This is a genomic window from Ferrovibrio sp., assembly GCF_025869515.1.
Taxonomy (GTDB): domain Bacteria; phylum Pseudomonadota; class Alphaproteobacteria; order Ferrovibrionales; family Ferrovibrionaceae; genus Ferrovibrio.
This window is the reverse complement of the sequence record NZ_JAOZVR010000012.1, coordinates 48184-72746: the sequence shown is the minus strand read 5'-3', so window position 1 is coordinate 72746 and position 24563 is coordinate 48184. Positions and strand designations below refer to the sequence as shown.

Annotated in this window: 28 protein-coding genes and 1 tRNA gene; 14 read left to right on the top strand and 15 right to left on the bottom strand. The window is 63.7% G+C overall.

Translation table 11 applies throughout. From position 1 onward, the window contains the following. The first annotated feature begins 9 nt into the window (after positions 1–9). From OJJ21_RS02375 to OJJ21_RS02360, 4 genes are all read left to right on the top strand, one after another. Entirely contained in the window at positions 10–831 is an 822-nt protein-coding gene (locus OJJ21_RS02375) for an NAD(P)-dependent oxidoreductase (protein ID WP_297682777.1), read from the top strand. A 4-nt stretch (positions 832–835) separates the two neighbouring features. After that, the gene (locus OJJ21_RS02370) at positions 836–1921 is read left to right on the top strand and encodes a mandelate racemase/muconate lactonizing enzyme family protein (protein WP_297682776.1); all 1086 of its coding nucleotides are present in this window, start codon (positions 836–838) and stop codon (positions 1919–1921) included. Between the two features lie 14 nt (positions 1922–1935). Continuing rightward, complete coding sequence (locus tag OJJ21_RS02365) at positions 1936–2787, top strand: amidohydrolase family protein (RefSeq protein ID WP_297682775.1); 852 nt, start codon at positions 1936–1938, stop codon at positions 2785–2787. A 272-nt stretch (positions 2788–3059) separates the two neighbouring features. After that, the gene (locus OJJ21_RS02360) at positions 3060–4397 is read left to right on the top strand and encodes a DEAD/DEAH box helicase (protein WP_297682774.1); all 1338 of its coding nucleotides are present in this window, start codon (positions 3060–3062) and stop codon (positions 4395–4397) included. Positions 4398–4474: 77 nt separating this feature from the next. On the opposite strand, the gene pcaC is transcribed toward OJJ21_RS02360, so the two are convergent. Genes pcaC through pcaH form a run of 5 tightly spaced genes read right to left on the bottom strand, consistent with a single transcriptional unit; the run spans position 4475 to position 8380 of the window. Further along, positions 4475–4870 (bottom strand): 4-carboxymuconolactone decarboxylase, encoded by a 396-nt coding sequence (gene pcaC / locus OJJ21_RS02355; RefSeq protein ID WP_297682773.1) that lies wholly within the window; start codon positions 4868–4870, stop codon positions 4475–4477. Positions 4871–4880: 10 nt separating this feature from the next. After that, positions 4881–5663 (bottom strand): 3-oxoadipate enol-lactonase, encoded by a 783-nt coding sequence (pcaD, locus tag OJJ21_RS02350; protein WP_297682772.1) that lies wholly within the window; start codon positions 5661–5663, stop codon positions 4881–4883. A 23-nt stretch (positions 5664–5686) separates the two neighbouring features. Next, complete coding sequence (locus tag OJJ21_RS02345) at positions 5687–7051, bottom strand: 3-carboxy-cis,cis-muconate cycloisomerase (protein WP_297682771.1); 1365 nt, start codon at positions 7049–7051, stop codon at positions 5687–5689. A gap of 28 nt (positions 7052–7079) precedes the next feature. Continuing rightward, the gene (gene pcaG, locus OJJ21_RS02340) at positions 7080–7652 is read right to left on the bottom strand and encodes a protocatechuate 3,4-dioxygenase subunit alpha (protein ID WP_297682770.1); all 573 of its coding nucleotides are present in this window, start codon (positions 7650–7652) and stop codon (positions 7080–7082) included. A 20-nt stretch (positions 7653–7672) separates the two neighbouring features. Next, on the bottom strand, positions 7673–8380 hold the full coding sequence (gene pcaH, locus OJJ21_RS02335; protein WP_297682769.1) for a protocatechuate 3,4-dioxygenase subunit beta: 708 nt from the start codon (positions 8378–8380) through the stop codon (positions 7673–7675). A 151-nt stretch (positions 8381–8531) separates the two neighbouring features. On the opposite strand from pcaH, the gene OJJ21_RS02330 reads away from it, so the two are divergent. Next, positions 8532–9302 (top strand): IclR family transcriptional regulator, encoded by a 771-nt coding sequence (locus OJJ21_RS02330; protein ID WP_297682768.1) that lies wholly within the window; start codon positions 8532–8534, stop codon positions 9300–9302. 4 nt (positions 9303–9306) lie between these two features. On the opposite strand, the gene OJJ21_RS02325 is transcribed toward OJJ21_RS02330, so the two are convergent. Then, a complete protein-coding gene (locus tag OJJ21_RS02325; RefSeq protein WP_297682767.1) occupies positions 9307–9720 on the bottom strand; it encodes an acyl-CoA thioesterase in 414 nt (137 codons plus the stop codon). 162 nt (positions 9721–9882) lie between these two features. Between OJJ21_RS02325 and OJJ21_RS02320 the strand changes: the two genes are divergently transcribed. Further along, positions 9883–10374: a MarR family transcriptional regulator gene (locus tag OJJ21_RS02320; RefSeq protein ID WP_297682766.1), complete on the top strand. Its 492-nt coding sequence runs from the start codon at positions 9883–9885 to the stop codon at positions 10372–10374. Between the two features lie 10 nt (positions 10375–10384). On the opposite strand, the gene OJJ21_RS02315 is transcribed toward OJJ21_RS02320, so the two are convergent. From OJJ21_RS02315 to OJJ21_RS02305, 3 genes are read right to left on the bottom strand one after another with little or no spacing between them, the layout of a single operon-like run. Next, positions 10385–11641 carry a thiolase family protein gene (locus tag OJJ21_RS02315; protein WP_297682765.1) on the bottom strand — a complete coding sequence of 419 codons (1257 nt, stop codon included), beginning with the start codon at positions 11639–11641 and terminating at the stop codon, positions 10385–10387. Further along, positions 11631–13619: a feruloyl-CoA synthase gene (locus OJJ21_RS02310; protein ID WP_297682764.1), complete on the bottom strand. Its 1989-nt coding sequence runs from the start codon at positions 13617–13619 to the stop codon at positions 11631–11633. The genes OJJ21_RS02315 and OJJ21_RS02310 overlap by 11 nt, the downstream gene beginning before the upstream one ends. Continuing rightward, positions 13594–14409, bottom strand: coding sequence for a crotonase/enoyl-CoA hydratase family protein (locus tag OJJ21_RS02305; protein ID WP_297682763.1), 816 nt, complete (start codon positions 14407–14409; stop codon positions 13594–13596). Before OJJ21_RS02305 ends, OJJ21_RS02310 begins: the two co-directional genes overlap by 26 nt. Before the next feature lie 126 nt (positions 14410–14535). On the opposite strand from OJJ21_RS02305, the gene OJJ21_RS02300 reads away from it, so the two are divergent. After that, complete coding sequence (locus OJJ21_RS02300; protein WP_297682762.1) at positions 14536–15984, top strand: MFS transporter; 1449 nt, start codon at positions 14536–14538, stop codon at positions 15982–15984. 11 nt (positions 15985–15995) lie between these two features. Here OJJ21_RS02300 and OJJ21_RS02295 read toward each other — a convergent pair whose 3' ends face one another. Continuing rightward, positions 15996–16382 (bottom strand): HPF/RaiA family ribosome-associated protein, encoded by a 387-nt coding sequence (locus OJJ21_RS02295; protein WP_297682761.1) that lies wholly within the window; start codon positions 16380–16382, stop codon positions 15996–15998. A 194-nt stretch (positions 16383–16576) separates the two neighbouring features. On the opposite strand from OJJ21_RS02295, the gene OJJ21_RS02290 reads away from it, so the two are divergent. Then, the gene (locus OJJ21_RS02290; protein WP_297682803.1) at positions 16577–16762 is read left to right on the top strand and encodes a CsbD family protein; all 186 of its coding nucleotides are present in this window, start codon (positions 16577–16579) and stop codon (positions 16760–16762) included. A 103-nt stretch (positions 16763–16865) separates the two neighbouring features. On the opposite strand, the gene OJJ21_RS02285 is transcribed toward OJJ21_RS02290, so the two are convergent. Next, positions 16866–16952 (bottom strand) — tRNA-Leu (locus OJJ21_RS02285). 205 nt (positions 16953–17157) lie between these two features. Here OJJ21_RS02285 and OJJ21_RS02280 point away from each other — a divergent pair. From OJJ21_RS02280 to OJJ21_RS02270, 3 genes are read left to right on the top strand one after another with little or no spacing between them, the layout of a single operon-like run. Further along, entirely contained in the window at positions 17158–17739 is a 582-nt protein-coding gene (locus OJJ21_RS02280) for a YqaA family protein (protein WP_297682760.1), read from the top strand. 9 nt (positions 17740–17748) lie between these two features. Further along, positions 17749–18240 carry a disulfide bond formation protein B gene (locus OJJ21_RS02275; protein ID WP_297682759.1) on the top strand — a complete coding sequence of 164 codons (492 nt, stop codon included), beginning with the start codon at positions 17749–17751 and terminating at the stop codon, positions 18238–18240. Then, positions 18237–18797 (top strand): demethoxyubiquinone hydroxylase family protein, encoded by a 561-nt coding sequence (locus OJJ21_RS02270; protein WP_366092227.1) that lies wholly within the window; start codon positions 18237–18239, stop codon positions 18795–18797. Before OJJ21_RS02275 ends, OJJ21_RS02270 begins: the two co-directional genes overlap by 4 nt. 14 nt (positions 18798–18811) lie before the next feature. On the opposite strand, the gene OJJ21_RS02265 is transcribed toward OJJ21_RS02270, so the two are convergent. The 3 genes from OJJ21_RS02265 to OJJ21_RS02255 all read right to left on the bottom strand — a co-directional run bounded on the left by OJJ21_RS02265 (position 18812) and on the right by OJJ21_RS02255 (position 20887). After that, a complete protein-coding gene (locus tag OJJ21_RS02265) occupies positions 18812–19357 on the bottom strand; it encodes an HNH endonuclease (protein ID WP_297682758.1) in 546 nt (181 codons plus the stop codon). A 115-nt stretch (positions 19358–19472) separates the two neighbouring features. Beyond that, entirely contained in the window at positions 19473–20180 is a 708-nt protein-coding gene (locus OJJ21_RS02260; RefSeq protein WP_297682757.1) for a dienelactone hydrolase family protein, read from the bottom strand. Beyond that, positions 20177–20887: a DNA-3-methyladenine glycosylase gene (locus tag OJJ21_RS02255; RefSeq protein WP_297682756.1), complete on the bottom strand. Its 711-nt coding sequence runs from the start codon at positions 20885–20887 to the stop codon at positions 20177–20179. Before OJJ21_RS02255 ends, OJJ21_RS02260 begins: the two co-directional genes overlap by 4 nt. 23 nt (positions 20888–20910) lie before the next feature. On the opposite strand from OJJ21_RS02255, the gene gluQRS reads away from it, so the two are divergent. Continuing rightward, positions 20911–21792, top strand: coding sequence for a tRNA glutamyl-Q(34) synthetase GluQRS (gene gluQRS / locus OJJ21_RS02250; RefSeq protein WP_297682755.1), 882 nt, complete (start codon positions 20911–20913; stop codon positions 21790–21792). A 218-nt stretch (positions 21793–22010) separates the two neighbouring features. Here the strand turns inward: gluQRS and OJJ21_RS02245 are convergent, their stop codons facing one another. Further along, positions 22011–22481, bottom strand: a complete 471-nt coding sequence (locus OJJ21_RS02245) for an acyloxyacyl hydrolase (RefSeq protein ID WP_297682754.1) — start codon at positions 22479–22481, stop codon at positions 22011–22013. Between the two features lie 229 nt (positions 22482–22710). Here OJJ21_RS02245 and OJJ21_RS02240 point away from each other — a divergent pair, with 229 nt between their 5' ends. Both OJJ21_RS02240 and gap read left to right on the top strand, forming a co-directional pair. Further along, positions 22711–23409, top strand: coding sequence for a TIGR02117 family protein (locus OJJ21_RS02240; protein ID WP_297682753.1), 699 nt, complete (start codon positions 22711–22713; stop codon positions 23407–23409). Between the two features lie 139 nt (positions 23410–23548). After that, entirely contained in the window at positions 23549–24553 is a 1005-nt protein-coding gene (gene gap / locus OJJ21_RS02235) for a type I glyceraldehyde-3-phosphate dehydrogenase (protein ID WP_297682752.1), read from the top strand. The last annotated feature ends 10 nt before the right edge of the window (positions 24554–24563 follow it).

The window sequence follows — 24563 nt, the reverse complement described above, 5'->3', positions numbered from 1 at the left end:
GAAATGACCATGAAGCGTGTTCTGCTTACCGGTGCCAGCGGTGGCGTCGGCACCCGCCTGCGCCAGCTGCTCAAGCCGCTGTATCCTGAATTGATCCTGAGCGACCTCAAAGCACCGGCCGACCTGCGCAGCGACGAGACCTTCATCCAGGCCGACCTCGCCGACGCTGCCGCCATCGAAAAGGCCTGCGAGGGCGTGGACGGCATCGTGCACCTGGGCGGTTACTCCGTCGAAGGGCCGTGGGAGACCATCCTCAGCGCCAACATCATCGGCTGCCACAACCTGTTCGAGGCCGCGCGCAAGAAAGGCGTCAAGCGCGTCGTCTTCGCTTCCTCCAACCATGTGATGGGTTTCCACCCGCGCAGCAAGAAAATCGGCATCGAAGCCGTGCCGAAACCCGATACGCGGTATGGCCTCAGCAAGCTGTTCGGTGAGGGCCTCGGCTCGCTCTATGCCCACAAGCACAATATCGGCGTGCTTTCGATCCGGATCGGCAATTTCGGCGATAAGCCGATCGACGAGCGCCGGCTGGCGATCTGGCTGAAGCCCGATGATCTGGTGCAGCTGATCCGGATCGGCCTGGAAAAACCCGGCCTGGTCTATGACGTCGTTTACGGCATGTCCGATAACAAGCGGGCCTGGTGGGATAACAGCCACGCCCTGTCGCTGGGCTACAGGCCGAGCGGGAAATCCGAGGATTTTGCGGCGGAAGCGCTGGAAACCCAGAAGAGCCTGCCGAAGGAAGAGGTTGGCGGCTATTTCCAGGGCGGCACCGGTTTCTGCAACCTGGAATTCGCCGGCGACCTCGAAAAGCTGAAAAAGCAGTCCTGACCCCATGCGGATCAAACATGTCGATACGGTCACGCTGAAAATTCCGTTCAGCGATCTCTACGAAGGGCCGCGCGCCAAGCGGCGCGGCTGGACCGAATTCGATACCCTGCTGATCCGCATCGAGACCGAGGATGGGCTGGTCGGCTGGGGCGAGGCCTTTGCCTATGGCTGCGCCAGCGCCGTGCGGGCGATGATCCAGGATACGGTGGCGCCCCTGGTGGTCGATCAGGACATTACCGATATCGCCGCCTTCACGCTGAAACTGCAGCAGGATCTGCATATCTGGGGCCGCTACGGCATCACCATCTTCGCCATATCCGGCATCGATATCGCGCTATGGGATCTTGCCGCAAAACAGGCCGGCCAAAGTCTGGCGACATATCTGGGCGGACGGGTGCGCGACAGCGTGACGACCTATGCCAGCCTGGTGCGTTATGGCGGGCCCGAGCCGATTGCCATTATGACGCGGCGTGCCGTGGCAGAAGGCTACCGTGACATCAAGCTGCATGAAATCGCCTACGAACCGATCGCGGCGGCGCGGGCCGCCATCGGACCGGATATCCGCCTGACCACCGATGTGAACTGCGCCTGGAGCCTGGCTGAAGCCGAGGCGATGCTGCCGAAGATGAAGGCGCTCGACCTCTACTGGGTGGAGGAACCGACCTTCCCGCCCGAAGATTACGAGACTCACAAGGCGCTGAGCCGCTTCGGTGTCGCGCTGTCGGCCGGCGAGAATGCCTGCACGGCAATGGAGTTCACCCGGCTTTCGGCGGCACTGACTTTCCCGCAGCCCAGCGTGATCAAGATCGGTGGTGTCAGCGAATTCGTCAAAGCGACGCGGCATGCCGCAACGCTGGGCAAGACGGTGATGCCGCACTCGCCCTATTTCGGCCCCGGCTATTGGGCAACCCTGCAACTGGCCGCCCATCTCGAGCCGGTCGGCATGTTCGAATACATGTATGTGAAGCCTGAGGCCTATTGCGGCCATAACATTCCACTGCCGCAGCAGGGCCAGATCACCATCCCCGATACCCCCGGCATCGGCTTCACCCCCGATGACGAGACATTGCGGCGCTATCGCGTCGCCTGATTTTGGAGTCCGCCATGGAATATACCCGCGTTTTCACCGGCCCGAAACCGAAGCTGCGGATGCCCAAGGGTGCCTGTGACACGCATATTCATTTCTACGACGCCCGCTACGCCACCGTTCCCAACACACCAACGCCGCCGCCCGTCGGTATTCCGGAATACCGCCAGGTGATGGACTGGCTCGGGCTTGAGCGTGTGATCGTGGTGCAGGCCAATGCCTATGGCGATGACAACCGCCTGGTGATGGACACCACCGCCGAACTGGGGCCGGACAAGGCCCGCGCCGTGGTGGTGGTGAAGCCGGGCGTCCCCGATGCCGAACTTGAGCGCCTGACCAGCGGCGGTGCCCGCGGGTTGCGCATCATGAACCTGCTGGGCGGCACGCTGGGGCTGAATGTGGCCGAGGAAATGGCCGGCCGCATCAAGCCGTTTGGCTGGAGCATGCTGCTGCAGCTCAACGGTCGCGAGCTGCCCGAGCATGAAGCGATGATCAAACGCCTGCCGGTGAAGATCATCATCGACCATATCGGCAAATTCATCGACCCGGTGCCGGTGGATCATCCATCTTTCCAATGCCTGCTGCGCCTGATCGATACCGGCAATGTCTGGGTCAAGCTGGCCGGCTGCTATGAGACCTCGCTGAGCGGCAAGCCGGGCTACGAGGATGTCGGCCTATTGGCCAAGGCGCTGATCAAACATGCGCCCGAGCGGATGATCTGGGCCAGCAACTTCCCGCATGCCCAGGCCGCCAAATTCGGCTATCCGGACGAAGCGGCCCTGCTCGACCTGATGCTCGACTGGGCACCGAACGAAGCCGATCGCCAGAAAATCTTCGTTGATAATCCAGCAGAATTGTACGGTTTCTGACAATTACCGGTTATTTCGCTTGACGGCAGGCGTTCCAGACTCCATATACCGGCTGCCGTCCACGGACTAATACCAGCGTCGATGGCCTTTCGCGCCAGGCCGCGTGAACGAGGAGCGCTCCAACTGCTCTTTCGTCCTGCCGGGTGCCTTCAGTCTCTCTTCATTACGACCCAGGTCACGCGGGGCGTTTCATCGGTCCCCGCGTCCGACCGTTGCGCTGCAGGCGATTCACGCCCCGCGCCGTCGTATGCCCTGTTTCAAGGATTCCCCTTTTGACCAGCTTTAATGATCTTGGCCTCAACCAGGCCCTGCTCACCGCCATCACCGCCGGCAAATACACCCAGCCCACCCCGATCCAAGCCCAGGCCATTCCGCCCGTGCTGCAGGGTCGCGACCTGCTGGGCATTGCCCAGACCGGCACCGGCAAGACCGCCGCTTTCGCGCTGCCGATCCTGCATCGTCTCGCCGCCGGCAACCGCCGCCCGGCACCGAAGACCTGCCGCGCCCTGATCCTGAGCCCGACCCGCGAGCTGGCCTCGCAGATCGCCGAGAAATTCCGCTCCTACGGCCATGACTCCAAGCTGAGCGTCGCCACCGTGTTCGGCGGCGTCGGCATGAACCCGCAGGTGCAGGCGCTGGCCCGTGGCGTCGACGTGCTCGTCGCCACGCCCGGCCGCCTGATGGATCACATGCAACAGGGCACCCTGCGCCTCGACGCCGTCGAGACCGTGGTGCTGGATGAAGCCGACCAGATGCTGGATCTCGGCTTCGTGCATGCGATCAAGCGCATCTCCCAGGCCCTGCCCAAGCAGCGCCAGAGCCTGTTCTTCTCGGCCACCATGCCGCAGAACATCGCCCAGCTTGCTGCCGGCTTCCTGAAGGATCCGGTCCGCGTCGAAGTCACCCCGGCCGCCACCACGGTCGAGCGTATCGACCAGCAGGTGATCTTCATCGAAGCCGAGCGCAAGCGCGCCCTGCTGCTCGAGATCATGGCGAATCCGGACATCACCCGCGCCCTGGTCTTCACCCGCACCAAGCATGGCGCCGACCGCGTCGCCCGCCATCTCGGCACCGGCAATGTGCCGGCGGCCGCCATTCACGGCAACAAGTCGCAGAGCCAGCGCGAGCGCGCCCTGGCCGATTTCAAGGCCGGCCGCATCCGTGTGCTGGTCGCCACCGACATCGCCGCCCGCGGCATCGACGTCACCGGCGTCAGCCATGTGGTGAATTTCGAGCTGCCGAATGTGCCGGAAAGCTATGTGCATCGCATCGGCCGCACCGCGCGCGCCGGCAAGGATGGCATGGCGATCTCGCTCTGCGCCCAGGACGAACGCGCCTATCTCCGCGACATCGAGAAGGTGACGCGCCAGCGCATTCCTGCCACCGATCGTCGCGGCGACGAGAAACTGGCAGCCGCCACCGCTGCCGAGCCGCGCCACGAAAACCGCCCGCAGCAGCCGCGTCCGCATGGCCAGAACCGCAACAATCCGCGCGGCAACGGCCAGCGTCACGGTGGCCCGCGCTCGGAAGGCAGTCGCAGCGACGGCCAGCGGCCGCAGCAGCGCCAGGGCCAGCGCAGCGGCCAGCAGGCCAAGGCGACCACCCACTGAAAAGCCGATAATATCGGCAGACGCGGAAACGGCGCCTCACGGCGCCGTTTTTCGTTACCGGCCTGTGGCAGCCAGCCTCAAAACTTATGACCGTCCTTTTCCATCTGGGCGAAGACTTCCTCGGCCCAGTGGGTGGCGCTGTTGCCGGCCGGAACGCCGCAATAAACGGCCGCCTGCTTGATCACCGCACGGATGTCGTTCTTGGTCAGGCCGTTGTTGAACGCGGCCTTCACATGCAGCTTGAACTCGTCAATGCGGTTCAGCGCGATCATGGTGGACAGCACCATGCAGCTCCGCGTCTTGCGGTCCAGCGTCGTATCGGTCCAGATCTCGCCCCAGGCATAGCGGGTGATGAAGTTCTGGAAGTCGCCGTTGAAGTCGGTGATTTTCGTCAGCGAGCGGTCGACATGGGCATCGCCCAGCACGCCGCGTCGGACCTTCATGCCGGCATCATACCGATCTTTGTCATCCATCTTTCGTCTCCTAGCCGGCGAGGAAGCCGGTCAAAGCCCTGGTGAAATCGGCCGCGACCTCGACATTGGAGAGATGCGCGGCAGGGAATTCGACATAGCGGGCGCCGGGAATCGTCTCGGCCACGAAACGGCCATCCAGCGCAGGCGTCGCCAGATCATGCGTGCCGGCGATCACCATGGTAGGAGTACGAATGGCAGCGATGCTGCTGCGCTGGTCCATGTCGCGCACCGCAGCGCAGGCACCGCAATAGCCTTCCGGCCTGGTCGCCTGCAACTGGGCGGAAATCCGCTCCACTTCAGCCGGCTGAGCCTTCACGAAACCTTCGGTGAACCAGCGCTGGATGACGCCCGGCACGATGGCGGCCATGCCGCCCTTTTCGACAGCGGCGATGCGGGTATTCCATACCTCCGGCGTGCCGATCCTGGCCGCGGTGTTGCACAGAACCAGTTTGGTGAAGCGCTGCGGCGCATGCACGCCCAACCACATGCCGGTCATACCGCCCATCGACAGGCCGCAGAACATCGCCTTGGGGATATTGAGCGCATCAAGCAGCGTCAGCACGTCCTTGCCCAGGCGGTCGACCTGATAGGGCGCCGGCGACAACCCCGACCGGCCATGACCGCGGGTGTCGTAGCGCAGCACGCGGAACTGCTGCATCAGCGCCGGCATCTGCGGTTCCCACATGCCGAGATCGGTACCGAGCGAATTTGACATCACCAGGACAGGCGCATTCTCCGGCCCGTCGAAGCGGTAATGCAGGCTGACGCCATCATCGGTGGCGATTTGCGGCATGGACTCCTCCGGTCTGTTTTTGTTTAATTCCTGCGGACGGCGAGAACGCGGTCGATCAAGTCTGTCGCAACGCCGGTGTAGGCCAGCGGATCGAACAGCTTTTCCAGTTCGTCCCGCTTGAGATGCTGCATGATCGCCGTGTCTTCGGACAGCACATCGCGCAGATGGCGTTTTTCCGCCACGGCACGTTTCGAGGCTGCCTCGACCAGATGATGTGCCGCCTGTTTACCGATCTGCGTTCCCAGCGCCATGCTCACGGCTTCGGCCATGATCAGGCCCTTGGTAGCGTCAAGATTGCTGCGCATGCGCGCCGCATCGACCTCCAGGTCGCCGATCGTCTCGGCCATATGGGCGAGCGCACCGGCGCTGAGTTGCACCAGCTCGGGCAGTGTTGACCATTCGGCATGCCAGCCGCCGAGGCCACGCTCGTGTTCCTGTACCATGCCAGCCAGCAGGCTGCCGGCCAGATGCGGCACACGCGTGGCAGCCGCCAGCACGGCCGCGCAGGCCACCGGATTGCGCTTGTGCGGCATGGTGGAAGAGCCGCCGCGGCCTGCGCCGGCGGGTTCGAAAGCCTCGCCCACATCTGTCTGCATCAGCAATGCGATATCGCGCGCCATTTTGCCCAGGCTGCCGGTCAGCAGGGCCAGTGCTGTGCCCAGTTCCACCACGCGATCGCGCGCGCCATGCCAGGGCGTGGCCGGCAACGTGAGCTTCAGGTCGGCGGCCAGGGCCTCGGCCACCACCAGCCCCTTGTCGCCCAGCGCCGCCAGCGTGCCGGCGGCGCCGCCGAACTGCAGCACCAGCAGGCGCAGTTTCAGTTCGGCAATCCGCTCGCGGTGCCGTTCGATGGCATCGAGCCAGCCGGCTGCCTTCAGGCCGAAGGTGATCGGCAGGGCATGCTGCAGCCAGGTACGGCCGACCATCGGTGTCTGCCGATGCTTCGTGGCCAGCGCGGCGAGTGCCGCAGACAGTCCGGAAAGATCGGCTTCGATCAGCGCCAGTGCCGCCCGCAGTTGCAGCACCAGGCCGGTATCCATCGCATCCTGGCTGGTGGCGCCCCAATGCACGAAACCGGCGGCAGCCTTGTCCCTGGCGGCGACCCTGGCGGTCAGTGCCTTGACCAGCGGAATGGCGCTGTTGCCAGCCGTCGCCGCAGCCGCGCCCAGTTCGGCGATGTCATACAGTGATGCGTCGCACTGCATGGCGATCGGCGCCGCTGCCGCAGCCGGGATCACGCCGGTTCTGGCTTCAGCCCGCGCGAGCGCGGCTTCGAAATCGAGCATACCCTGCAGATGGGCGCGGTCGGTGAAGACCGCAGCCATCGCAGAGCCGTGAAACAGCGGGCCGAACAGGCCGGACTGCACAGAATCCGTCGGAGTCGTCATGCAGGCATGTTGCTGACCCGCGAGCGGATCAGCAATCGAAAAAGACGGTTTCGCCTTCGCCCTGCATGCGAATGTCCCAGCGATACTCCGCCTTGCCCGCCGTGCGATCGGCAATCAGGGTCGGCCGCCGGGCCGCATCCTCGACCAGCCCCAGCACCGGATCGTTGGCATTGGCCGCCGACTCGTCGGAGAAATAGATGCGGGTATAGAGATGCTTGAGCATGCCGCGCATGAACAGGCAGATCACGATATGCGGGGCCTGCAGGCTGTTGCCGGGCCCCGGTACGGCGCCAGGCTTCACGGTGGTGAAGCTGTAGCGGCCTTCCTTGTCGGTCGGCACGCGGCCGAAGCCGGTGAATTTGCCGTCCAGCGGCTTGGCCTGAGTGTCTTCCGGATGGGCGTATTTCCCATCGGCATTGGCCTGCCAGAATTCAACCAGGGCATCGGGCACCGGCTGGCCTTCGCCATCCAGCACCCGGCCGCTGATTATGATCGTCTCGCCTTTCGAGGCATCCTTGGCGATATCGTTCACCGAAAGCGGTACCAGGCCGATATGCAGGTAAGGACCGACAGTGGCCGAAGCAGTGGGCATCAGGGTCATTTCAGGTATCTCCGGACGTCTTACTTGTTTTCCATCGGCGTGGCGTCACGGCCACGCAGCACGATGTCCCACTGGTAGCCCAGGGCGAATTCCGGGATCGTGGTTTCGAAATCGAATTTCGAAACCATGCTGTCCCGCGCACGCTGGTCGGTGACGCAGTTGAAAATCGGATCGAAGGGCAGCAGCGGATCGCCCGGGAAATACATCTGGGTGACCAGACGCGTCATGAAACTGGGCCCGAACAGCGAGAAATGGATATGCTGCGGCCGCCAGGCATTGTGGTGGTTGCGCCAGGGATAGGCGCCGGGCTTGATGGTGACGAAGCGGTAGCGGCCCTCGGCGTCGGTGACGGCGCGACCGTAGCCGGTGAAATTCGGATCCAGCGGTGCATCATGCTGGTCGCCCGGATGCGGGTAGCGGCCGCAGGCATTGGCCTGCCAGATTTCGATCAGCGAATGCGGCACGGGACGGCCACTCTCGTCGAGCAGGCGACCCGACAGCACGATGCGTTCGCCCAGCGGTTCGCCGGCATGCTGCTTGGTCAGGTCGTTGTCCAGCGGGCCGACCCGGTCATGGCCGTAAACCGGCCCGGTGATCTCGGACAGCGTCTGCGTCAGCTTCACCAGGGGCTTGCCGGGCGCGCGCTTGATCGAGGACTGGTAAGGCGCATGCAGGTAGTTCGGCTGGGTGCCGGGCGCCGGCCGTTTATAGCCGATCAGTTGGGACATGGTTTCCTCCGTATGTCTCTTGTTGTGATTATAGCCCGCTGCCGACGGCCTGACGCTGATCTGCGTCAATAAATTCGACAATTCCTTGACTTATTGTGCGCTTAGCGCACAATAGTTTTATAAAGAAACATTACGGGGAGGCCGAGCGATCTTGTCAACCACTGCCATCAATGCTCGGGATTTTTCGACCTCGCTGGCCCGCGGCCTGCGCGTCATCACCGCTTTCGACCGCGATAACGACGAGATGACGCTGAGCGAAGTGGCGCGCCGCGCCGACATGACGCGCGCCGCCGCCCGCCGCTATCTGCTCACGCTCTGCGAGCTCGGCTATGTCACCGGCGACGGCAAGTATTTCCGGCTGACGCCGCGCGTGCTGGAACTCGGTTTCGCCTTTCTGACCTCGATGCATATCTGGGAACGCGCCCAGCCTTTCATGGAGCGGCTGACCGAGCAGGTGAACGAATCCTGCTCGATCTCGGTGCTGGAAGGCAGCGACATCGTCTATGTCGCCCGCGTGCCGACCAAGCGCATCATGTCGGTGGCACTGGGCATCGGCACCCGCCTGCCGGCTTTCTGCACCTCGATGGGCCGCGTACTGCTGTCCGACCTGCGGCCGAGCGAACTGGAACAGTTTTTCAGCGAGGCCAGCTTCAAGCCGCTGACCCCGCACACCATCACCGACCCTGCCCTGTTGCGCGAGCGCATCAGCGAGGCGCGCCGCGACGGCTATGCCATGGTGGACCAGGAACTGGAAATCGGCCTGCGTTCGATCGCCGTGCCGATCCGCAACCAGGCCGGCCGCGTGCTGGCCGCCATGAATGTCAGCGGCCATGCCAGCCGCATCAGCGCGGAAGAAATGCAGCAGCGCTACCTCTCTCCGTTACTCTATGCCGCGGAAGGCATCCGCATGGCGCTGGCCTGAATACTTACTCGAACAGGTTGCGAATCTCCTCCGGCACCGGCAGGGCTTTCAGCCGGCCGGGCTTGTCAGTGCGCTCTGCCGCCCAGACGCGGCGCTCATAGCCTTCCACGGCCAGCACACCGGCATTGAAGATCTGGTGACGGACGGTGAAATGCTTCTCGCCCCAGTCCGGGATTGAACTGTGCACCTCGATCACGTCGCCGAATTTCGACGGGCTGAGGAATTTGGCATTCGCCTCAGCAATCGGAATGCCGACCACGCCATACCGATCGAACACCGTGCGCATGTCGATACCGACACTTTCCCACAGATGCCGCGTCGAGGCATCGAACCAGGCGAAATAGCGCGGATAGAACACGATCCGGGCCGGATCGGCATCACCCCATTCGATGGGCACGCGGTGAATATGGGTTTTCATATTGGTTTGTCTCCCAACTATTCCGGTATTCTGGCGGTCAGGTCTCGGTGGTCAAGCCCGGCCAACCTTATTTGTTATACTGAACAACAATACTGCAGGCCGATTATCGGAATTTCGTCATGTCGATTGTCAGGCCGGCTGATTTTGTCTAAACCGGAAGCCATGGCCGCTCCCCGCCGCAAAACCACACCCGCCACAGCCGAAGTCGCAGACGAAAAGCAGCCGATCGATCTTGGCCTGCTCGACAATCTGCTGGGCTATCGCCTGCGCCGCGCCCAACTCGCGGTCTTCCAGGATTTCCTGATCGCGATGAAAGGCTTCGAGCTGCGCCCGGCGCAATTCTCGGTGCTGGCAATCATCGCCGCCAATCCGGGGCTGAAACAGTCGCGCGTCAGCGAAGCGCTGGGAATCAACCGTGCCAATTTCGTGGCGCTGCTCGATGAACTGGAGCAACGCAAACTGGCCCGCCGCGCGGCAGCACCGGGCGACCGCCGCTCGAATGCACTGTATCTGACGCCCAAAGGCGAAGGCTTCCTCAAGGAATCCTATCGCCATCTGCTGACACAGCATGAGAAACGCGTCGAGGCCGTGCTGGGCAGCGCCGACAAGCAGCTGCTGCTCAACCTTCTGGATAAACTGACGACGCTGGCTTAGTGCTTACGGCCTAGTGTTTCCTGGCAGCGTCAGGATTCTCGATCAGCAGGGCGATACCCTGTCCGCCGCCGATACAGGCCGAGGCCACGCCATAGCGCAACCCGGAACGCTTCAGCTCGCGCGCGACCGTCACCGACAGGCGCACACCGGTGGCGCCCAGCGGGTGGCCGATGGCAATGGCGCCGCCATTCACATTCAGCTTCTCGCGCGGGATATTGAGGGCGCGCATGCAGGCCATGACCTGGGCACCGAAAGCCTCGTTGATTTCGAAACGATCGATGTCATCCACGCCGATCCCGGCCTTGGCGCAGAGCGCCTGGATCGCCGGCACCGGACCGATACCCATGATTTCCGGCCGCACGCCAACGCTGGCGCCCGCCACCACGCGGCCAAGCGCAGTGCGCCCCTTGGTACGGAGATAATCGCCGGAAACGACGATGGCCGCCGCTGCGCCATCGACCACGGCGGAAGAATTGCCGCCAGTCTGCACGCCGCCGAAAGCCGGGCGGATCTTGGCCAGCGCCTCCACCGGCGAGGGCCGCACATGAGTGTCTTCGGTGACTTCCGGCATCTTGCGGCTCAGCTTGATGCCGCGGCTGTGATACCCCGCCAGTGCGAATTCCTCGCTGGCGACCGGCGCGATCTCACCCCTGAAATAGCCGTCTGCCTTCGCCTTCACCGCCCGGTCGAAACTCTCGGCGGCATACTGGTCCACCTCTTCGCGAGTGATCTGGTATTCACGCGCCAGATTTTCGGCCGTATCCCCCATCATGATGCCCGGGGCGGGATCGATCAGGGCTTCCCAGAGGAAATCCTTGAACTCGACCTGCCCCAGACGAAAGCCGTTGCGATGGGTATAGGCCGCGACCGGATTGCGGCTCATCGATTCCGCCCCCACCACCAGGCCGACTTCGGTCTGCCCCATCGAAATCTGTCCGGCAGCCTGCATGATCGCCTCGATGCCGGTGCCGCAGACACGCTGCACCAGATGCGCCGGGACTTCGATGGGCACACCCGCATAAAGCCCGACATGGCGCGGCAGCATATAGGCATCGTATGACGCCTGCGCCATGTTGCCGGCTACGACAGTGCCGATATCGGCCGCCGGCATATCGGCCTTCTTCAGCACTTCCTTCGCCACCTTGATACCGAGATCAATCGGCGACACATCGGCCAGTGCGCCCATATAGTCGGCAAAGGGTGTACGCACGCCCTCCAGCAGCCAGATATCCTCATAAGCTTGGGCGAGACCGGGTTTACGCGACATGGGCGATGCTTACCTTGGCAGTGATCACGCGGGGAGAGGGTTGCGCGGCATAAAGATCGGCGACCAGGGCCGCACGATGATCCAGCACGGCGCGCTGGTTGATCGAGCCCTTGTCGGTAACCTCACCGACATCAAGTGAGGGTGGTTCATCCAGCAGCAGGATCCGCTCGATGCGGCTGGAACTGCCGGTAGCCTGCTGGGCAAAGCTGCCCAGCAATTCGGCAAAGCGGTGGCGCACGCGCGGATCGTGTGCGATCTGGGCAAGGCCGGCATCGGCCGGCAGATCGGGACACAGCGCGCGGCAATTGTCGAGATCGACAATCACAATGCCCGCCAGCGTATCGCGGTCATGGCCGGCGATGATCACATCGCGCACGAAGGGCGCGAAATGGGCGATGAAGCGGCCGCGTAGCGGTCCGACGCTGACCCAGGTACCGCTGGTGAGCTTGAAATCCTCTGAGATGCGGCCATCGAACATCAGGCCCTTTTCAGGCTTGTCTGTATCGATGAAGCGGGCGGCATCGCCCATCTTGTAATAGCCATCCTCATCGAAGGCCTTGGCGCTGATCTCCGGCATGCGCCAGTAGCCCGGCGTGATATTCGGGCCGCGCACGCGCACTTCCAGCTTCTGCCCGTTCGGTACCAGCTTCAGGTCGAGGCCCGGCACCGGCAGGCCGATGATGCCGGAACGATCGACCGGCCAGTTGGCGCAGAGCGCAAAGGGTGCGGTTTCGGTGGCGCCCAGACCGCTGATGATCGGAATCCGCATGCCGATGGTCTCGACTGCCAGGTCTTCCATCGCGGTCCAGACATGCTGCGGCAGGGCGGCACCGGAGAAGAAAATCATCTTCAGGCGGCTGAAAAACGTCTCGCGCAATGCCCTGTCGTCACGCAGATAGGGCACCAGCATTTCAAAGCCCTTGGGCACATTGAAATACACCGTCGGCGCGACTTCGCGCAGGTTCCGCACCGTGCGTTCGATCAGGGCCGGCACTGGTTTGCCGTCGTCGATATAGAGCGAGCCACCGTTGTAGAGTGTAATGCCGATATTGTGGTTGCCGCCGAAGGTGTGATTCCACGGCAGCCAGTCGATGAAGACCGGCGGCTCTTCGGCGAAGACCGGCAGCGACTGGGCAATCATCTGCTGATTGCTGCACAGCATGCGCTGGGTATTGATCACACCCTTGGGCATGCCGGTGGAGCCCGACGTGAACAGGAATTTCGCCACCGTATCCGGCGTGACAGCGGCATGGGCGCGTTCGACCGCATCGGTGACCGCTGTCGCCAGCAGCGTTTCGAAAGTCGTCGTCATCCGGCCGTCGGGGGGATTGGCTGTCACCACCACTTCCACATCCGCCGGCACGGCAGCGGCAATCGCGGCCGCATAGCGCGTGCCGTCAGCCGCAAAAACCAGACCCGGCTTCAGCAGGCCGAGCACATGCCTGAGTTTGGCATGATCGGTGGAGACCAGGGCATAGGCCGGCGAGATTGCCGCCGACGGCACACCGACATACTGCGCTGCGAGCGCCAGCTGCACATGCTCCAGGTCGTTATCCGACAGGATCGCCACCGGACGGTCGGCCGACAGGCCGCGATCCAGCAGGGCCTGGCCGACGGCGCGCACATTGCGCAGCAGATCGGCATAGCTCAGCCGGCGCCAGCTGCCATCGCCGGCACGCTGCGCCATGAAGATGCGCTCCGGCGCTACCCTGGCCCAGTGCAGCAGGCGCTCGGTCAGTTTATCCGGATAGGCATCCAGCGGCTCTGGCGAGCGCATCAGGATGGTGCCATCCGGCAACCGGGTGAATTCTGTATCGGCGCGGCCGTAATTGACCTGGCGATGCGGATGACTCATACGCGGTGACTCCTCCCGAGTCTGTTCTGTCGCCCTCTGCTGGGGCCCCTCTGGTGGGGGTATGGCCGCCGCGGTATGCGCGGTCTGGCCGTTAGACTTACTTCTTGCCGACCTTGCCGGCACGCTTCTCGAGGAAGTCGCGGATGCGCGTCTTCGCCTCGATATCGGCCTGGGCAATCGACGAGATCATCGCTTCCATCATGTAGCCGGCTTCGGGCGAGCTGTCGGCGATGCGCGGCAGTGCATGCATGACGGCGAAATTGGTCATCGGCGCATTGGCGGCGATCTTGCGCGCCAGTTCCATCGCCGCCTTCATGCCTTCGCCTGGGCCGACCAGATACTGCGACAGGCCAATGGCGTGGCCTTCCTCGGCATTGTAGACGCGTCCTGTCAGCATCATGTCCATCATGCGGGCGGTGCCGATCAGCTTGGGGATGCGGACCGAACCACCACCGCCCACGAAAATGCCGCGCTGGCCTTCCGGCAGCGCGTAGAAGGCCGAGGATTCAGCCACGCGCACATGGGTCGAGGCCGCCAGCTCCAGGCCGCCACCGATGACTGCACCATGCAGCACGGAAATCACCGGCACCTTGCCGAACTGGATGTGGCGAAAAGCTTCATGCCACATCCGCGAGTGGAACACCCCGTCGGTCGATGACAATTCCTGCGTCGCGCTCAGATCGAGGCCGGCAGAGAAATGCTCGCCTTCACCATCCAGCACCACCACCTTCACGCCAGCCGGCGGATTGAGGAAAAATGCCTGCAGCCCGAGAACCGTGACGTTATCCAGAGCGTTACGTTTTTCCACGCGCTGCAGTTTCAGCACAGCGATGTCGCCCTCCACGCTGACCGACAAGGTGGCGGGCAGGCCGAGATTGGCGGCGGTATGGCGGTCGGCGGGGTCGAGACGCATGGTGACTATCTTTTTTGCTTTGTCCATAATTGTTATGAAGCATAACGATTTCTGTCCGGATGGCAAGACGACAGAATCCAGCCCGGAAATCCGCACCTTTCCGGCCTCGACAGGGCCAATCCCGGCATGACCGAACGGCCGGTCGAAAGCGCTGCAGATATCCGCACGGATATCCCCTGCCGGCTCGACCGCCAGCCCTGGACTCGCTTTCACAGCCTCGTGGTGGTGGCCCTGGGCATCACCTGGATTCTGGACGGGCTGGAAGTGACCCTGGCCGGGGCAGTGGCCGGAGCGCTGAAGGAAAGCCCGAGTCTGGCCTTCAGCAATGTCGAGATAGGCCTGGCCAGCAGCGCCTACCTCGCCGGTGCGGTGCTGGGCGCGCTGTATTTCGGCTGGCTGACCGACCGGCTCGGCCGCCGCAAGCTGTTCTTCATCACCCTGGCGCTCTATGCGCTGGCCACTGCCGGCACCGCCCTGTCGTGGAATCTGTGGAGCTTCGCGCTGTTCCGTTTTCTCACCGGGGCCGGTATCGGCGGCGAATATACCGCGATCAATTCGACCATCCAGGAACTGATCCCGGCCCGCTACCGGGGCTGGCGCGACCTGACCATCACCGCCACCTTCTGGATCGGCGCCGCCAGGGGCGCCGCCGGCTCGCTGGTGCTGCTCGATACAGGTGTATTCGGTGTCGCCAGTGAATCTGACTGGGGCTGGCGCATCTGCTTCCTGATCGGCGCGGTGCTGGCGCTCCCGATTTTGCTGATGCGGCGATGGATACCCGAAAGCCCGCGCTGGCTGATGACCCACGGTCGGATACAGGACGCCGAAATCGTGGTAGCCGGTATCGAACGCCATGGACCTGCACTGTCCGGCCAACCATCAACCTGGCTCCGCATCCGCCGCCGCAGCCACGTCGATCTTCGTGAACTGGCAGATATCCTGTTCCGCCGTCATCGCCGCCGGGCCCTGGTCGGGTTGAGCCTGATGGCGGCGCAGGCGTTTTTCTACAACGCGATCTTTTTCACCTATGCCCTGGTGCTGACCGATTTTTACGCCGTACCGGCCGGCGCCGTGGGCTGGTATATCCTGCCTTTCGCCCTGGGCAATGTGCTGGGACCGCTATTGCTCGGCCGGCTGTTCGACACGATCGGTCGCCGCCCCATGATCGCCGGTACGTTCATGCTCTCCGGCCTGCTGCTGGCGGTCAGCGGCTGGCTGTTCCAGCAGGGCCTGCTCAACAGCATGACGCAGACCATCGCCTGGACGATCGTTTTTTTCTTTGCCTCGGCTGCCGCCAGTTCGGCCTATCTGACGGTCAGTGAGACCTTCCCGCTTGAAATCCGCGCGCTGGCGATTGCGATCTTCTATGCCATCGGCACCGGCATCGGCGGCGTTGCCGCGCCGCTGCTGTTCAGCGCGCTGATCGAAACCGGATCGCGCAACAGTGTCTTTGCCGGCTACCTGCTGGGCGCGGCGATCATGCTGCTTGCCGGCATCGTGCAGGCGATCTGGGGCGTGGCGGCCGAGCGGCGGGCGCTGGAAGATGTCGCCCGGCCGCTCAGTGCTGCCGATTAAAGCAGCAAGCGTCAGCCGAGAGAAATCGAACCATCCTCCGCCAGCTGTCGCGCGGCCCCCTTGCGACCGCCATGTGCCTCGCGCAGCTGACGCTCGACAGCTTCGAACACATGCGTCACCACCGCAAGCTGGTCGCCCTTCGCCTCGCGGCGGGTTTCGCTGTCCTTCACCACAATGGCCGGCCGGCCACGCAATTCAAGCTCGACCGAAATTGCCAATGGCGGTTTGGCGCCCCCGGCACTGCGATGCGGAATTTCGGCAACCACGCGGCAGCCAGTGATATGGGCCTGCTGCCGCAGGCGCTCGACCCGCTGCCGGATCGCGGCGTCGAGTGCAGGCGAGCTTTCCATGTTGCGAAAGACGATCTGTAACGGCCGATCCATACCGGTCTGTGCCATATGACATCTCCTTCTGCTTTGGATGCATTTTATAACCTTTCGCTTCCGGTGTGTTCCGAAAACAGAGCTGCAGGAAGCTAAGCCGCGTTTGACAAACGGCGGAAAACGGTGCTTGCGACACTGCGGCATTTTGTCCGGAACGACATAGGCCGCATAGCGTTCTGTATACGTCAACCAACGGACAGGAGCGCATGATGGACAAGGATCGCATCGAAGGCAGTGCCAAGCAGGTCAAGGGCAGCCTCAAGGAAGCCGCCGGCAAACTCACCGGCGATGCCAAGCTGGAAACCGAGGGCCGTGCCGACAAGGTCGAGGGCAAGATCCAGAATGCCGTGGGCGGCGCCAAGGATGCCGTGCGCGATGCAGTAAAGAAGCACTGACATCGCCATTCTAAATGAAAAAGCCGGACATCCTTGCGGGTGTCCGGCTTTTTCATGTCGGCAGCGTCATATTGCTTGCGAAGTGATATCGCTTGCGAGGTGGTGGTGCCCCAGGCCGGACTTGAACCAGCACGCCCTTGCGGACAACAGATTTTGAGTCTGTCGCGTCTACCAATTTCACCACTGGGGCCCGGTATCACCGGCGCGCAGCCGGGGCGGATATTACCCAAGGTCGGGCCTGAATCAACGCCCAGCCCGGCGCGAACTCGCGGGCGGGAAACGGCGGAGAAACACGCCTTTGTCATACCCGCGGCCATGGGGCGCATGGACAAGCCGGGCCGGCTCCGGCATACACGAGGCCTGCCTCGCCAGACGCCTGCTGGAGCCTTCCGCCCGTGTTTCGTGCCCTTTACGACTGGACCATGCGCCAGGCCGCGCGCCCCCATGCCGATCGCGCACTGGCCGTCGTGTCCTTCCTGGAAAGCTCGGTCTTTCCGATTCCGCCGGATGTGATGCTGATTCCGATGTGCCTGGCCGATCGCAGCCGGGCCTTCCGCTATGCGGCGATCTGCACCATCGCCTCGGTGATCGGCGGCCTGTTCGGCTATGCCATCGGCTATTTCCTGCTGGAAACGCTCGGCCGCTGGGTGATCGATCTCTATGGCTATGGCGAGAAATGGCAGGCCTTCGAAGACGCCTATGCCGAATGGGGCGTGTGGATCATCCTGATCAAGGGCCTGACGCCGATCCCCTACAAAATCGTCACCATCGCCAGCGGGGCCGCGCATTTCAGCCTGGCGGTTTTCATTATCGCCTCGATCACCACACGCGGCCTGCGCTTTTTCCTGCTGGCCGGTCTGCTGCGCGCCTATGGCGCGCCGATCCAGGACTTCATCGAAAAGCGACTCACTATTTTGGGCTGGATCTTCCTGATTGCGCTGATTGGCGGTTTTGTCGTCGTGCGCTATGCTTTCTGACTGAACGCCATGATCCTTGACCCGCTGCTCGATCCCCGCCGCTCCGGCCTCAGCATTGCCGCACTGGCGGTTTTTACGCTCGGCCTGGTTTTTGTGTCGCAATACGGCTTCGGCCTGGCGCCCTGCGAACTCTGCCTGTGGCAACGCTGGCCCTATGGTGCCGCCATCCTGTTCGGCCTTGCTGCCCTGGCGCTGCCACGCTTGCGTGCCCCCTTGCTGGTGCTCGCTGCATTAAGCTTCGTTGTCACCGGCGGCATCGGCGTATTCCATGCCGGCGTTGAGTGGAAATGGTGGCCGGGACTGACCAGTTGCGGCGGCGGCCCGACCGCCACTACGCTGGAAGACCTGCGGGCGCAGCTGATGGCCGCGCCGGTGGTGCGCTGCGACGAAGCCGCCATTCGCGTGCTCGGCCTTTCCATGGCCGGCTGGAATGCGCTGTGGTCGGCTGTGCTGGCCGGCTTTGCCCTGATGGCGGCCCACCGGGCAAAAGGAGGCCAATGATGCACAAGCCGGGGATGGAAAAGCGACGCCTGGCGGGCGATCCCGATCCGCGCGCCCTGCTGGAACGCATCCTGCGCGTCGACCATGCCGGCGAATACGGCGCCAAGCGCATCTATGAGGGCCAGCTCGCGGTGCTGAAAAAGGCGCCGTCGACGCCGACCATCCGCCATATGCTGGAGCAGGAGCAGGCGCATCTGGATGCCTTCGACCGCCTGCTGCCGCAGCGCCGCGTGCGTCCCACCCTGCTTTCGCCGCTGTGGCATGTCGGTGGCTTCGCGCTCGGTGCCGCCAGCGCGCTACTGGGCGAGAAGGCGGCGATGGCCTGCACCGAAGCGGTCGAGGAAGTGATCGACCAGCATTATGGACGACAGGTGGAGAAGCTGGGCGATGCCGAGCCTGAGCTGCGCGCCACCATCGAGCAGTTCCGCGCCGATGAAGTGAACCACCGCGACACGGCACGTGCCGAGGGTGCCGCCGAAGCCCCGGGCTACGCTCTGCTGTCGAAAGGCATCAAGGCGATTACGCGCAGCGCCATCTGGCTGTCCGAACGCGTTTAGCAGGCTGCCGCGCCTTACGGCTCCAGCTCGCTGTCCCAGTAAAGAAAGTCGCGCCAGCTCTCGTGCAAAAAATTGGGCGGGAAGGCCCGCCCGTTCAGCTGCAACTCCTGCACGGTCGGCATATGCGGGCGAATGCGCGGATGCATGTGGCAGTCGTTGGGCATGCGCCCGCCCTTGGTCAGATTGCAGGGCGCACAGGCGGCCACCACATTGTCCCAGCGCGTCAGCCCGCCGCGCGAGCGCGGGATCACATGGTCGAAAGTCAGTTCATGCCGGCTGCCACAATACTGGCAGGAGAAACGGTCGCGCAGAAACAGGTTGAACCGGGTGAAGGCCGGCCGCCGGGCCGGAGCGATATAGCGCTTGAGTGCCACCACGCTGGGCAGGCGCATGCGCATGCTGGGCGAGTGAATTTCCTGATCGTATTCGGAGAGGATCGTGACACGATCCATGCAGACCGCTTTGACCACTTCCTGCCACGGCCAGACCGAAAGCGGGAAATAAGACAGCGGCTGGTAATCCGCATTCAAAACCAACGCCGGGCAACTCTCAGGGTTCATTGCTTCCCCAGTTCCGAAACGCCGTATTGCCCTTACCATATGCGGGGTTACCGCATCATGACAACTACCTTATTTTGTAAGCCGGACGGGTTGTCCACAAGGCATCACCCCACTCTCATCTAGGGCGGGCAAAGGATTCGGCGAGGAAGGCACCGCCGAGGCTGAGGCCCTGGCCGTCGATGCCATGGCCGAGCCCACGGCTGACATGGAACCGGGCCGGACATCCGGCAGCGTTCAGTGCATTCAGCGCCGCATGCATGGCCTCGATCGGCACAATCTCGTCAGCATCGCCATGGATCAGCAGGATCGGCGGTCGGCTGCGAATCTGCTTTTCCAGCCCCGCACCGCCCAGCAGCGCCCCGGAATATCCCAGGATGGCGGCCGGTGCCGGATCACGGCGCAGGCCGATATGCAGTGCCATCATGGTGCCCTGGCTGAATCCCACCAGCGCCAGATCACCGGGGTCAAGATTGTACCGTTTCAACTCGGCATCCAGAAACTGCTCAAGCGCCGGCGCCACCTGTTCGGCCGCGCGCTGCATGGTGGCGTAGATCGCCGCAGTCTGATGCGGGTCGCGGCGCAGCAGGTTCGGATCGTAGGCATCGAGCGCAAACCACTGCCGGCCGCCTGCCATGCCAGGCGGAAATCCCGGAATCATCGCCGGTGCATGCGGTGCCGCGAAGGCGGCGTCGGGCAATACGTTGCGCCACTGCGCCCCCAACTCGATCAGGTCATCGCCATCGGCACCATAGCCATGGACCAGCACGACCAGCTTACGGGCGGGGCCTTTGAGAGGCGCCAGACGAGGACCGTCGATGCTCATGCGGATGCTTTCTTGGCAGACGCAGCCTTGTCGATGTGATCGGTGGTGAGGCGCTTGGCCGTCACGGCATAATAGCGCCACAGCAGCCTGGCCGCGACGCCGCGATGCGGCCGCCAGTTTTCCGCCATGCGGTCCATCTTCTTCACATCGGGCCGCGCTTTCAGCCCGAACAGCCGTTTCACGGCTTCCTGCAGCGCCACATCATGCGCCGGCCAGATATCCTCGCGGTCGAGCGCGAACATCAGGAAGATTTCCGCCGTCCAGCGGCCGATGCCCTTCACCTCGGTCAGCATGGCCATGGCTGCATGGTCTTCGAGCTGTGGCAGCAGGGCGAAGTCGATGGCTCCGCTTTTCGCCGCTTGTGCCATGTTGCGCACATAGCGCACCTTCGGGCCGCTGAGGCCGCAGGCGCGCAGGCGCGCCTCGCTCAGTTTCAGCACCCGCTCCGGGCTGAAGACGCCGTTGGCACGGCCCTGCACGGCGGCTTCCAGCCGGCCCCAGATGGTGGCGGCGGCGGCCACGGAAATCTGCTGCTCGATCACGATGCGGCACAGATTGGCGAAATCGGCCGGCCGGCGGCGATCGGCAATGAAGCCAACGGCGGCAAAAGCCTCGGCGAAGCGCGGCTCGTGGGCGCAGAGCTGCTCCAGCGCCACCTTGGTGCGCTTGCGGGAGTCGGGCTTTGCGACGGGTAGGAGATTTGCCATAAGCTGCAGAATGAGAATCGCCCATGCAGTCTGACATCGTTACGCGCTGCGCGCCAAGCCCGACGGGCTACCTGCATGCCGGCCATGCCTATGCCGCCGGCATCGCCTTCCTGCGCGCCCGGCAGGCCGGCGGGCGCTTCCTGCTGCGCATCGAGGATATCGACATCACCCGTTGCCGGCCGGAATTCGCGGCAGCGATCCTTGAGGATTTTGCCTGGCTGGGCCTCAGCTGGGAGCAGCCGGTGCGCCGGCAGTCGCAGCATTTCGCTGAATACGCTGCAGCACTCGACTCCTTACGCCAGCGCGGCCTGCTCTATCCCTGCTTCTGCACCCGCAAGCAAATCCAGGCCGAGATCGCTGCCGCCGGTCATGCGCCCCATGGTTTCGAGGGCGCGGTCTATCCCGGCACCTGCCGGCATCTTGGCGCGACCGAACGTGCGGAGCGTATCGCGGCGGGCGAGGCCTATGCGCTGCGCCTCGATATCGCTGCCGCGTGCCGGCATACCGGAAACTGGCCGCTACGCTGGCATGACGAGGAGGCCGGCGCACAATCGGTAATGCCCGAGCTGCTGGCGCAGGGCTTCGGTGACGTGGTGCTGGCGCGCAAGGAGATTCCGGCCAGTTATCATCTCTGCGTATGCCACGACGATGCGCTGCAGGGCATTACGCTGGTCACCCGCGGCAATGACCTGTTTGGCGCCACGCATCTGCATCGCCTGCTCCAGGCACTGTTCGACTGGCCGGCACCGGCCTATGCGCATCACCGGCTGCTGCTGACTGACAGCGGCGAGCGGCTGGCCAAACGCAGGAATGCGCCGGCGCTGCGCGATCTGCGTGCTGCCGGCATCACGCCTGCCGGAATCTGGCAGCAAGTCGGCCTGGATCCGGGCGGTTTCGGATTCTGAATATCGGCGCTACGCACCACCAGGCTCAGCGTCGGCATGCACATGATGTCACGACTGCCAGATACTGGGCTTCGCATGCAGGCGACCTACGCGAGCATGGCCGCCGGGGCGAGAGCGCGAAACTGGGCACGCCGACGTGTCACGCCGATCAGAAAAGCCGCGGCACAACGGACTCGCGGCGAACGCCTGTCCGCCGGCACCCCGTCATGCCGCAGCGGTTACCGTCCGCCGAGCGGCAGGGTGTAGGTCAGGAAGACCGTCTCGGTACCGGGATTGCTGTCATAGATGCTGGCATTGGAGATATGGCTGATGCCGACTCCCAGGCGCGACCGGTTGTCGAAGCGGTAGCTGAGTTCGATCTGCGATTTGAATTCGATCGTGCCGCCCAGGTCCTTGCCATCGCCCTTGCGATACAGGCCCGGCGTGAAGGCCGGGGTCAGCACCCAGCGGCGACCGAAATAGATGTCGACCAGCACGCCGGCGTAGCCCATGACCGCTTCGTCACTCGTTGCGAGCACACCGACCACCGGCTTGAATATCCAGAACTTCTCGCCGTGGCGATATTCGACACGACCTTCGAAGGCGTCGTGATCGTCGGCGATGTCATGATAGCCCGCACTAATGGCCAGGAAAGACGGATCGACGCCGCCTTTATCCTGTGCCTGCGCAGCCGGCGCGACAGCGGTCATCAGGCAAGCGGCAACTGCAGCTGCCGCAAGACGAGGCAAAAAACGGAACATTACTACCCCCCAACCTGTAAGGCCGGTCCTGCCGGTCCCTTGTTCTGCACCACAGATCGTATGCAAAGGATACTAAACAAGGAGATGCTGTACCGCCAAGGGCTTATCGACCGATTCGGCCATTCTTGGTGCTGCCGCGCTTCATTCTCGCCACATTTTTCCGTCAAGAAAGGGCTCCATGCGCAGCGTCCGTCGCCTGCTGGCGATCCTTCTTCTCGGCCTTCTTGCGATACCCGCCCTGTATGGCGTGGCGGCACTGGGACTTGGCCTGCTACCCGCCCCGCACCGCCAGCCGCTGCCCGGGCAGCCGGTGGTGCCCGTTTACCTGATCTCGAACGGCTGGCATGTCTGGGCCGCGCTGCCGGCTCGCCCGGAACAGACAGGACAGGACCAGACCGACTGGACTGCCTGGCTGGGTGACAGCGCGCTGGCCGGGCGAATCGCCGAGGGCGATTATGTCGCCTTCGGCTGGGGGGACCGAGATTTTTACCTGGCAACCCGCCGCCCGGTGGATTTCCGGCCCGATCTGGCCATGGCCGCCCTGTTGGGCCGTGGCCCGGCGGCCATGCATGTGATGCGGGTGCCTGAAGGAGCCCTGGCCGACCCCCAGCTCACGGTCCGGCGCCTGGAGGTTGATGCCCTGCAATATCACGCCCTGGCGGCGTATATTCAGGCCGGCTTCGCCGCCGGGCGCGATGGCCGCCCGCAACCCCTGCCAGAACCGGGATTCAGCCTGGACGACGTCTTCTATGAGGCAACAGGGCGTTACAGCCCGTTTCGCACCTGCAACGAATGGATCGGGGCCGGCCTGCGCGCCGCCGGCCTGAAAGCCGGCTGGTGGACCCCCTTCCCCTACGGGCTGATGCAGGGGGCCTGAGCGGAGGCCGTGATATCCCCGTGCTCGTCTTGCGACTCACCCACAAAGGGGCTAAACCCAGCCCCGAAAAAGGACGGTTATGGGCAGTTTACGCCGCCCGGTTTCCGCCCGTCACGCCATCCCATCGGAGAATGAAAAAATGACGGTTCGGGTTGCGATTAACGGTTTCGGCCGCATCGGCCGCAATGTGCTGCGCGCCATCATCGAAAGCGGCCGCACGGATATCGAAGTCGTCGGCATCAACGATCTCGGCCCGGTCGAGACCAACGCCCATCTGTTCCGCTATGACAGCGTGCATGGCCGCTTCAACGGCAAGGTCGAAACCAAGGGCGATGCGATCGATGTGGGTCGCGGCTTCATGAAGGTGACGGCCGAGCGCGATCCCGCCAAGCTGCCCTGGAAGGAGCTGAAGGTCGACATCGCGCTGGAATGCACCGGCATCTTCACCGACAAGGAAAAGGCCGCCCTGCACCTGACCGCCGGCGCCCGCAAGGTGCTGGTCTCTGCGCCCGCCACCAATGCCGACCTCACCGTCGTCTACGGCGTGAACCACGACCAGCTGAAGCCCGAGCACACCATCGTCTCGAACGCGTCGTGCACCACCAACTGCCTGGCCCCTGTCGCCTATGTGCTTGATGCCGCCGTCGGCATCGAGAAGGGCTACATGACCACGATCCATGCCTATACCGGCGACCAGCCGACGCTGGATACCATGCACAAGGATCTCTACCGCGCCCGCGCCGCGGCGCTGTCGATGATCCCGACCACCACCGGTGCCGCCAAGGCCGTCGGCCTGGTGCTGCCGTCGTTGAAGGGCAAGCTGGACGGCTCGTCGATCCGCGTGCCGACCCCGAATGTGTCGCTGATCGACTTCAAGTTCATTGCCAAGAAGAACACCACGGTCGAAGAGATCAACGATGCCGTCAAGAAGGCTGCCGCCGGCAAGCTGAAGGGCATCCTCGACGTCAACGACCAGCCGCTGGTCTCCAGCGACTTCAACCACAATCCGGCCAGCTCGACCTTCGACCTGAAGCAGACCACGGTGATGGACGGCAATCTGGTGCGCGTGGTGTCATGGTACGACAACGAATGGGGCTTCTCCAACCGCATGTCCGATACTGCGGTGGCGATGGCCAAGCTCTAACGGCCAGGCA

Coding starts and splice junctions, on each gene's coding strand:
- OJJ21_RS02290 (WP_297682803.1), top strand. CDS start 16,577: ATGGACAAGGATCGCATCGAAGGCAGTGCCAAGCAGGTCAAGGGCAGC.
- pcaG (WP_297682770.1), bottom strand. CDS start 7,652: ATGACCCTGATGCCCACTGCTTCGGCCACTGTCGGTCCTTACCTGCAT.
- gap (WP_297682752.1), top strand. CDS start 23,549: ATGACGGTTCGGGTTGCGATTAACGGTTTCGGCCGCATCGGCCGCAAT.
- OJJ21_RS02265 (WP_297682758.1), bottom strand. CDS start 19,357: ATGAACCCTGAGAGTTGCCCGGCGTTGGTTTTGAATGCGGATTACCAG.
- OJJ21_RS02300 (WP_297682762.1), top strand. CDS start 14,536: ATGACCGAACGGCCGGTCGAAAGCGCTGCAGATATCCGCACGGATATC.
- OJJ21_RS02275 (WP_297682759.1), top strand. CDS start 17,749: ATGATCCTTGACCCGCTGCTCGATCCCCGCCGCTCCGGCCTCAGCATT.
- OJJ21_RS02375 (WP_297682777.1), top strand. CDS start 10: ATGAAGCGTGTTCTGCTTACCGGTGCCAGCGGTGGCGTCGGCACCCGC.
- OJJ21_RS02255 (WP_297682756.1), bottom strand. CDS start 20,887: ATGGCAAATCTCCTACCCGTCGCAAAGCCCGACTCCCGCAAGCGCACC.
- OJJ21_RS02365 (WP_297682775.1), top strand. CDS start 1,936: ATGGAATATACCCGCGTTTTCACCGGCCCGAAACCGAAGCTGCGGATG.
- OJJ21_RS02270 (WP_366092227.1), top strand. CDS start 18,237: ATGATGCACAAGCCGGGGATGGAAAAGCGACGCCTGGCGGGCGATCCC.
- OJJ21_RS02325 (WP_297682767.1), bottom strand. CDS start 9,720: ATGAAAACCCATATTCACCGCGTGCCCATCGAATGGGGTGATGCCGAT.
- OJJ21_RS02345 (WP_297682771.1), bottom strand. CDS start 7,051: ATGACGACTCCGACGGATTCTGTGCAGTCCGGCCTGTTCGGCCCGCTG.
- OJJ21_RS02240 (WP_297682753.1), top strand. CDS start 22,711: ATGCGCAGCGTCCGTCGCCTGCTGGCGATCCTTCTTCTCGGCCTTCTT.
- OJJ21_RS02370 (WP_297682776.1), top strand. CDS start 836: ATGCGGATCAAACATGTCGATACGGTCACGCTGAAAATTCCGTTCAGC.
- OJJ21_RS02305 (WP_297682763.1), bottom strand. CDS start 14,409: ATGCGTCTCGACCCCGCCGACCGCCATACCGCCGCCAATCTCGGCCTG.
- OJJ21_RS02245 (WP_297682754.1), bottom strand. CDS start 22,481: ATGACCGCTGTCGCGCCGGCTGCGCAGGCACAGGATAAAGGCGGCGTC.
- pcaD (WP_297682772.1), bottom strand. CDS start 5,663: ATGCCGCAAATCGCCACCGATGATGGCGTCAGCCTGCATTACCGCTTC.
- gluQRS (WP_297682755.1), top strand. CDS start 20,911: ATGCAGTCTGACATCGTTACGCGCTGCGCGCCAAGCCCGACGGGCTAC.
- OJJ21_RS02315 (WP_297682765.1), bottom strand. CDS start 11,641: ATGTCGCGTAAACCCGGTCTCGCCCAAGCTTATGAGGATATCTGGCTG.
- OJJ21_RS02260 (WP_297682757.1), bottom strand. CDS start 20,180: ATGAGCATCGACGGTCCTCGTCTGGCGCCTCTCAAAGGCCCCGCCCGT.
- pcaH (WP_297682769.1), bottom strand. CDS start 8,380: ATGTCCCAACTGATCGGCTATAAACGGCCGGCGCCCGGCACCCAGCCG.
- OJJ21_RS02320 (WP_297682766.1), top strand. CDS start 9,883: ATGGCCGCTCCCCGCCGCAAAACCACACCCGCCACAGCCGAAGTCGCA.
- OJJ21_RS02295 (WP_297682761.1), bottom strand. CDS start 16,382: ATGGCACAGACCGGTATGGATCGGCCGTTACAGATCGTCTTTCGCAAC.
- pcaC (WP_297682773.1), bottom strand. CDS start 4,870: ATGGATGACAAAGATCGGTATGATGCCGGCATGAAGGTCCGACGCGGC.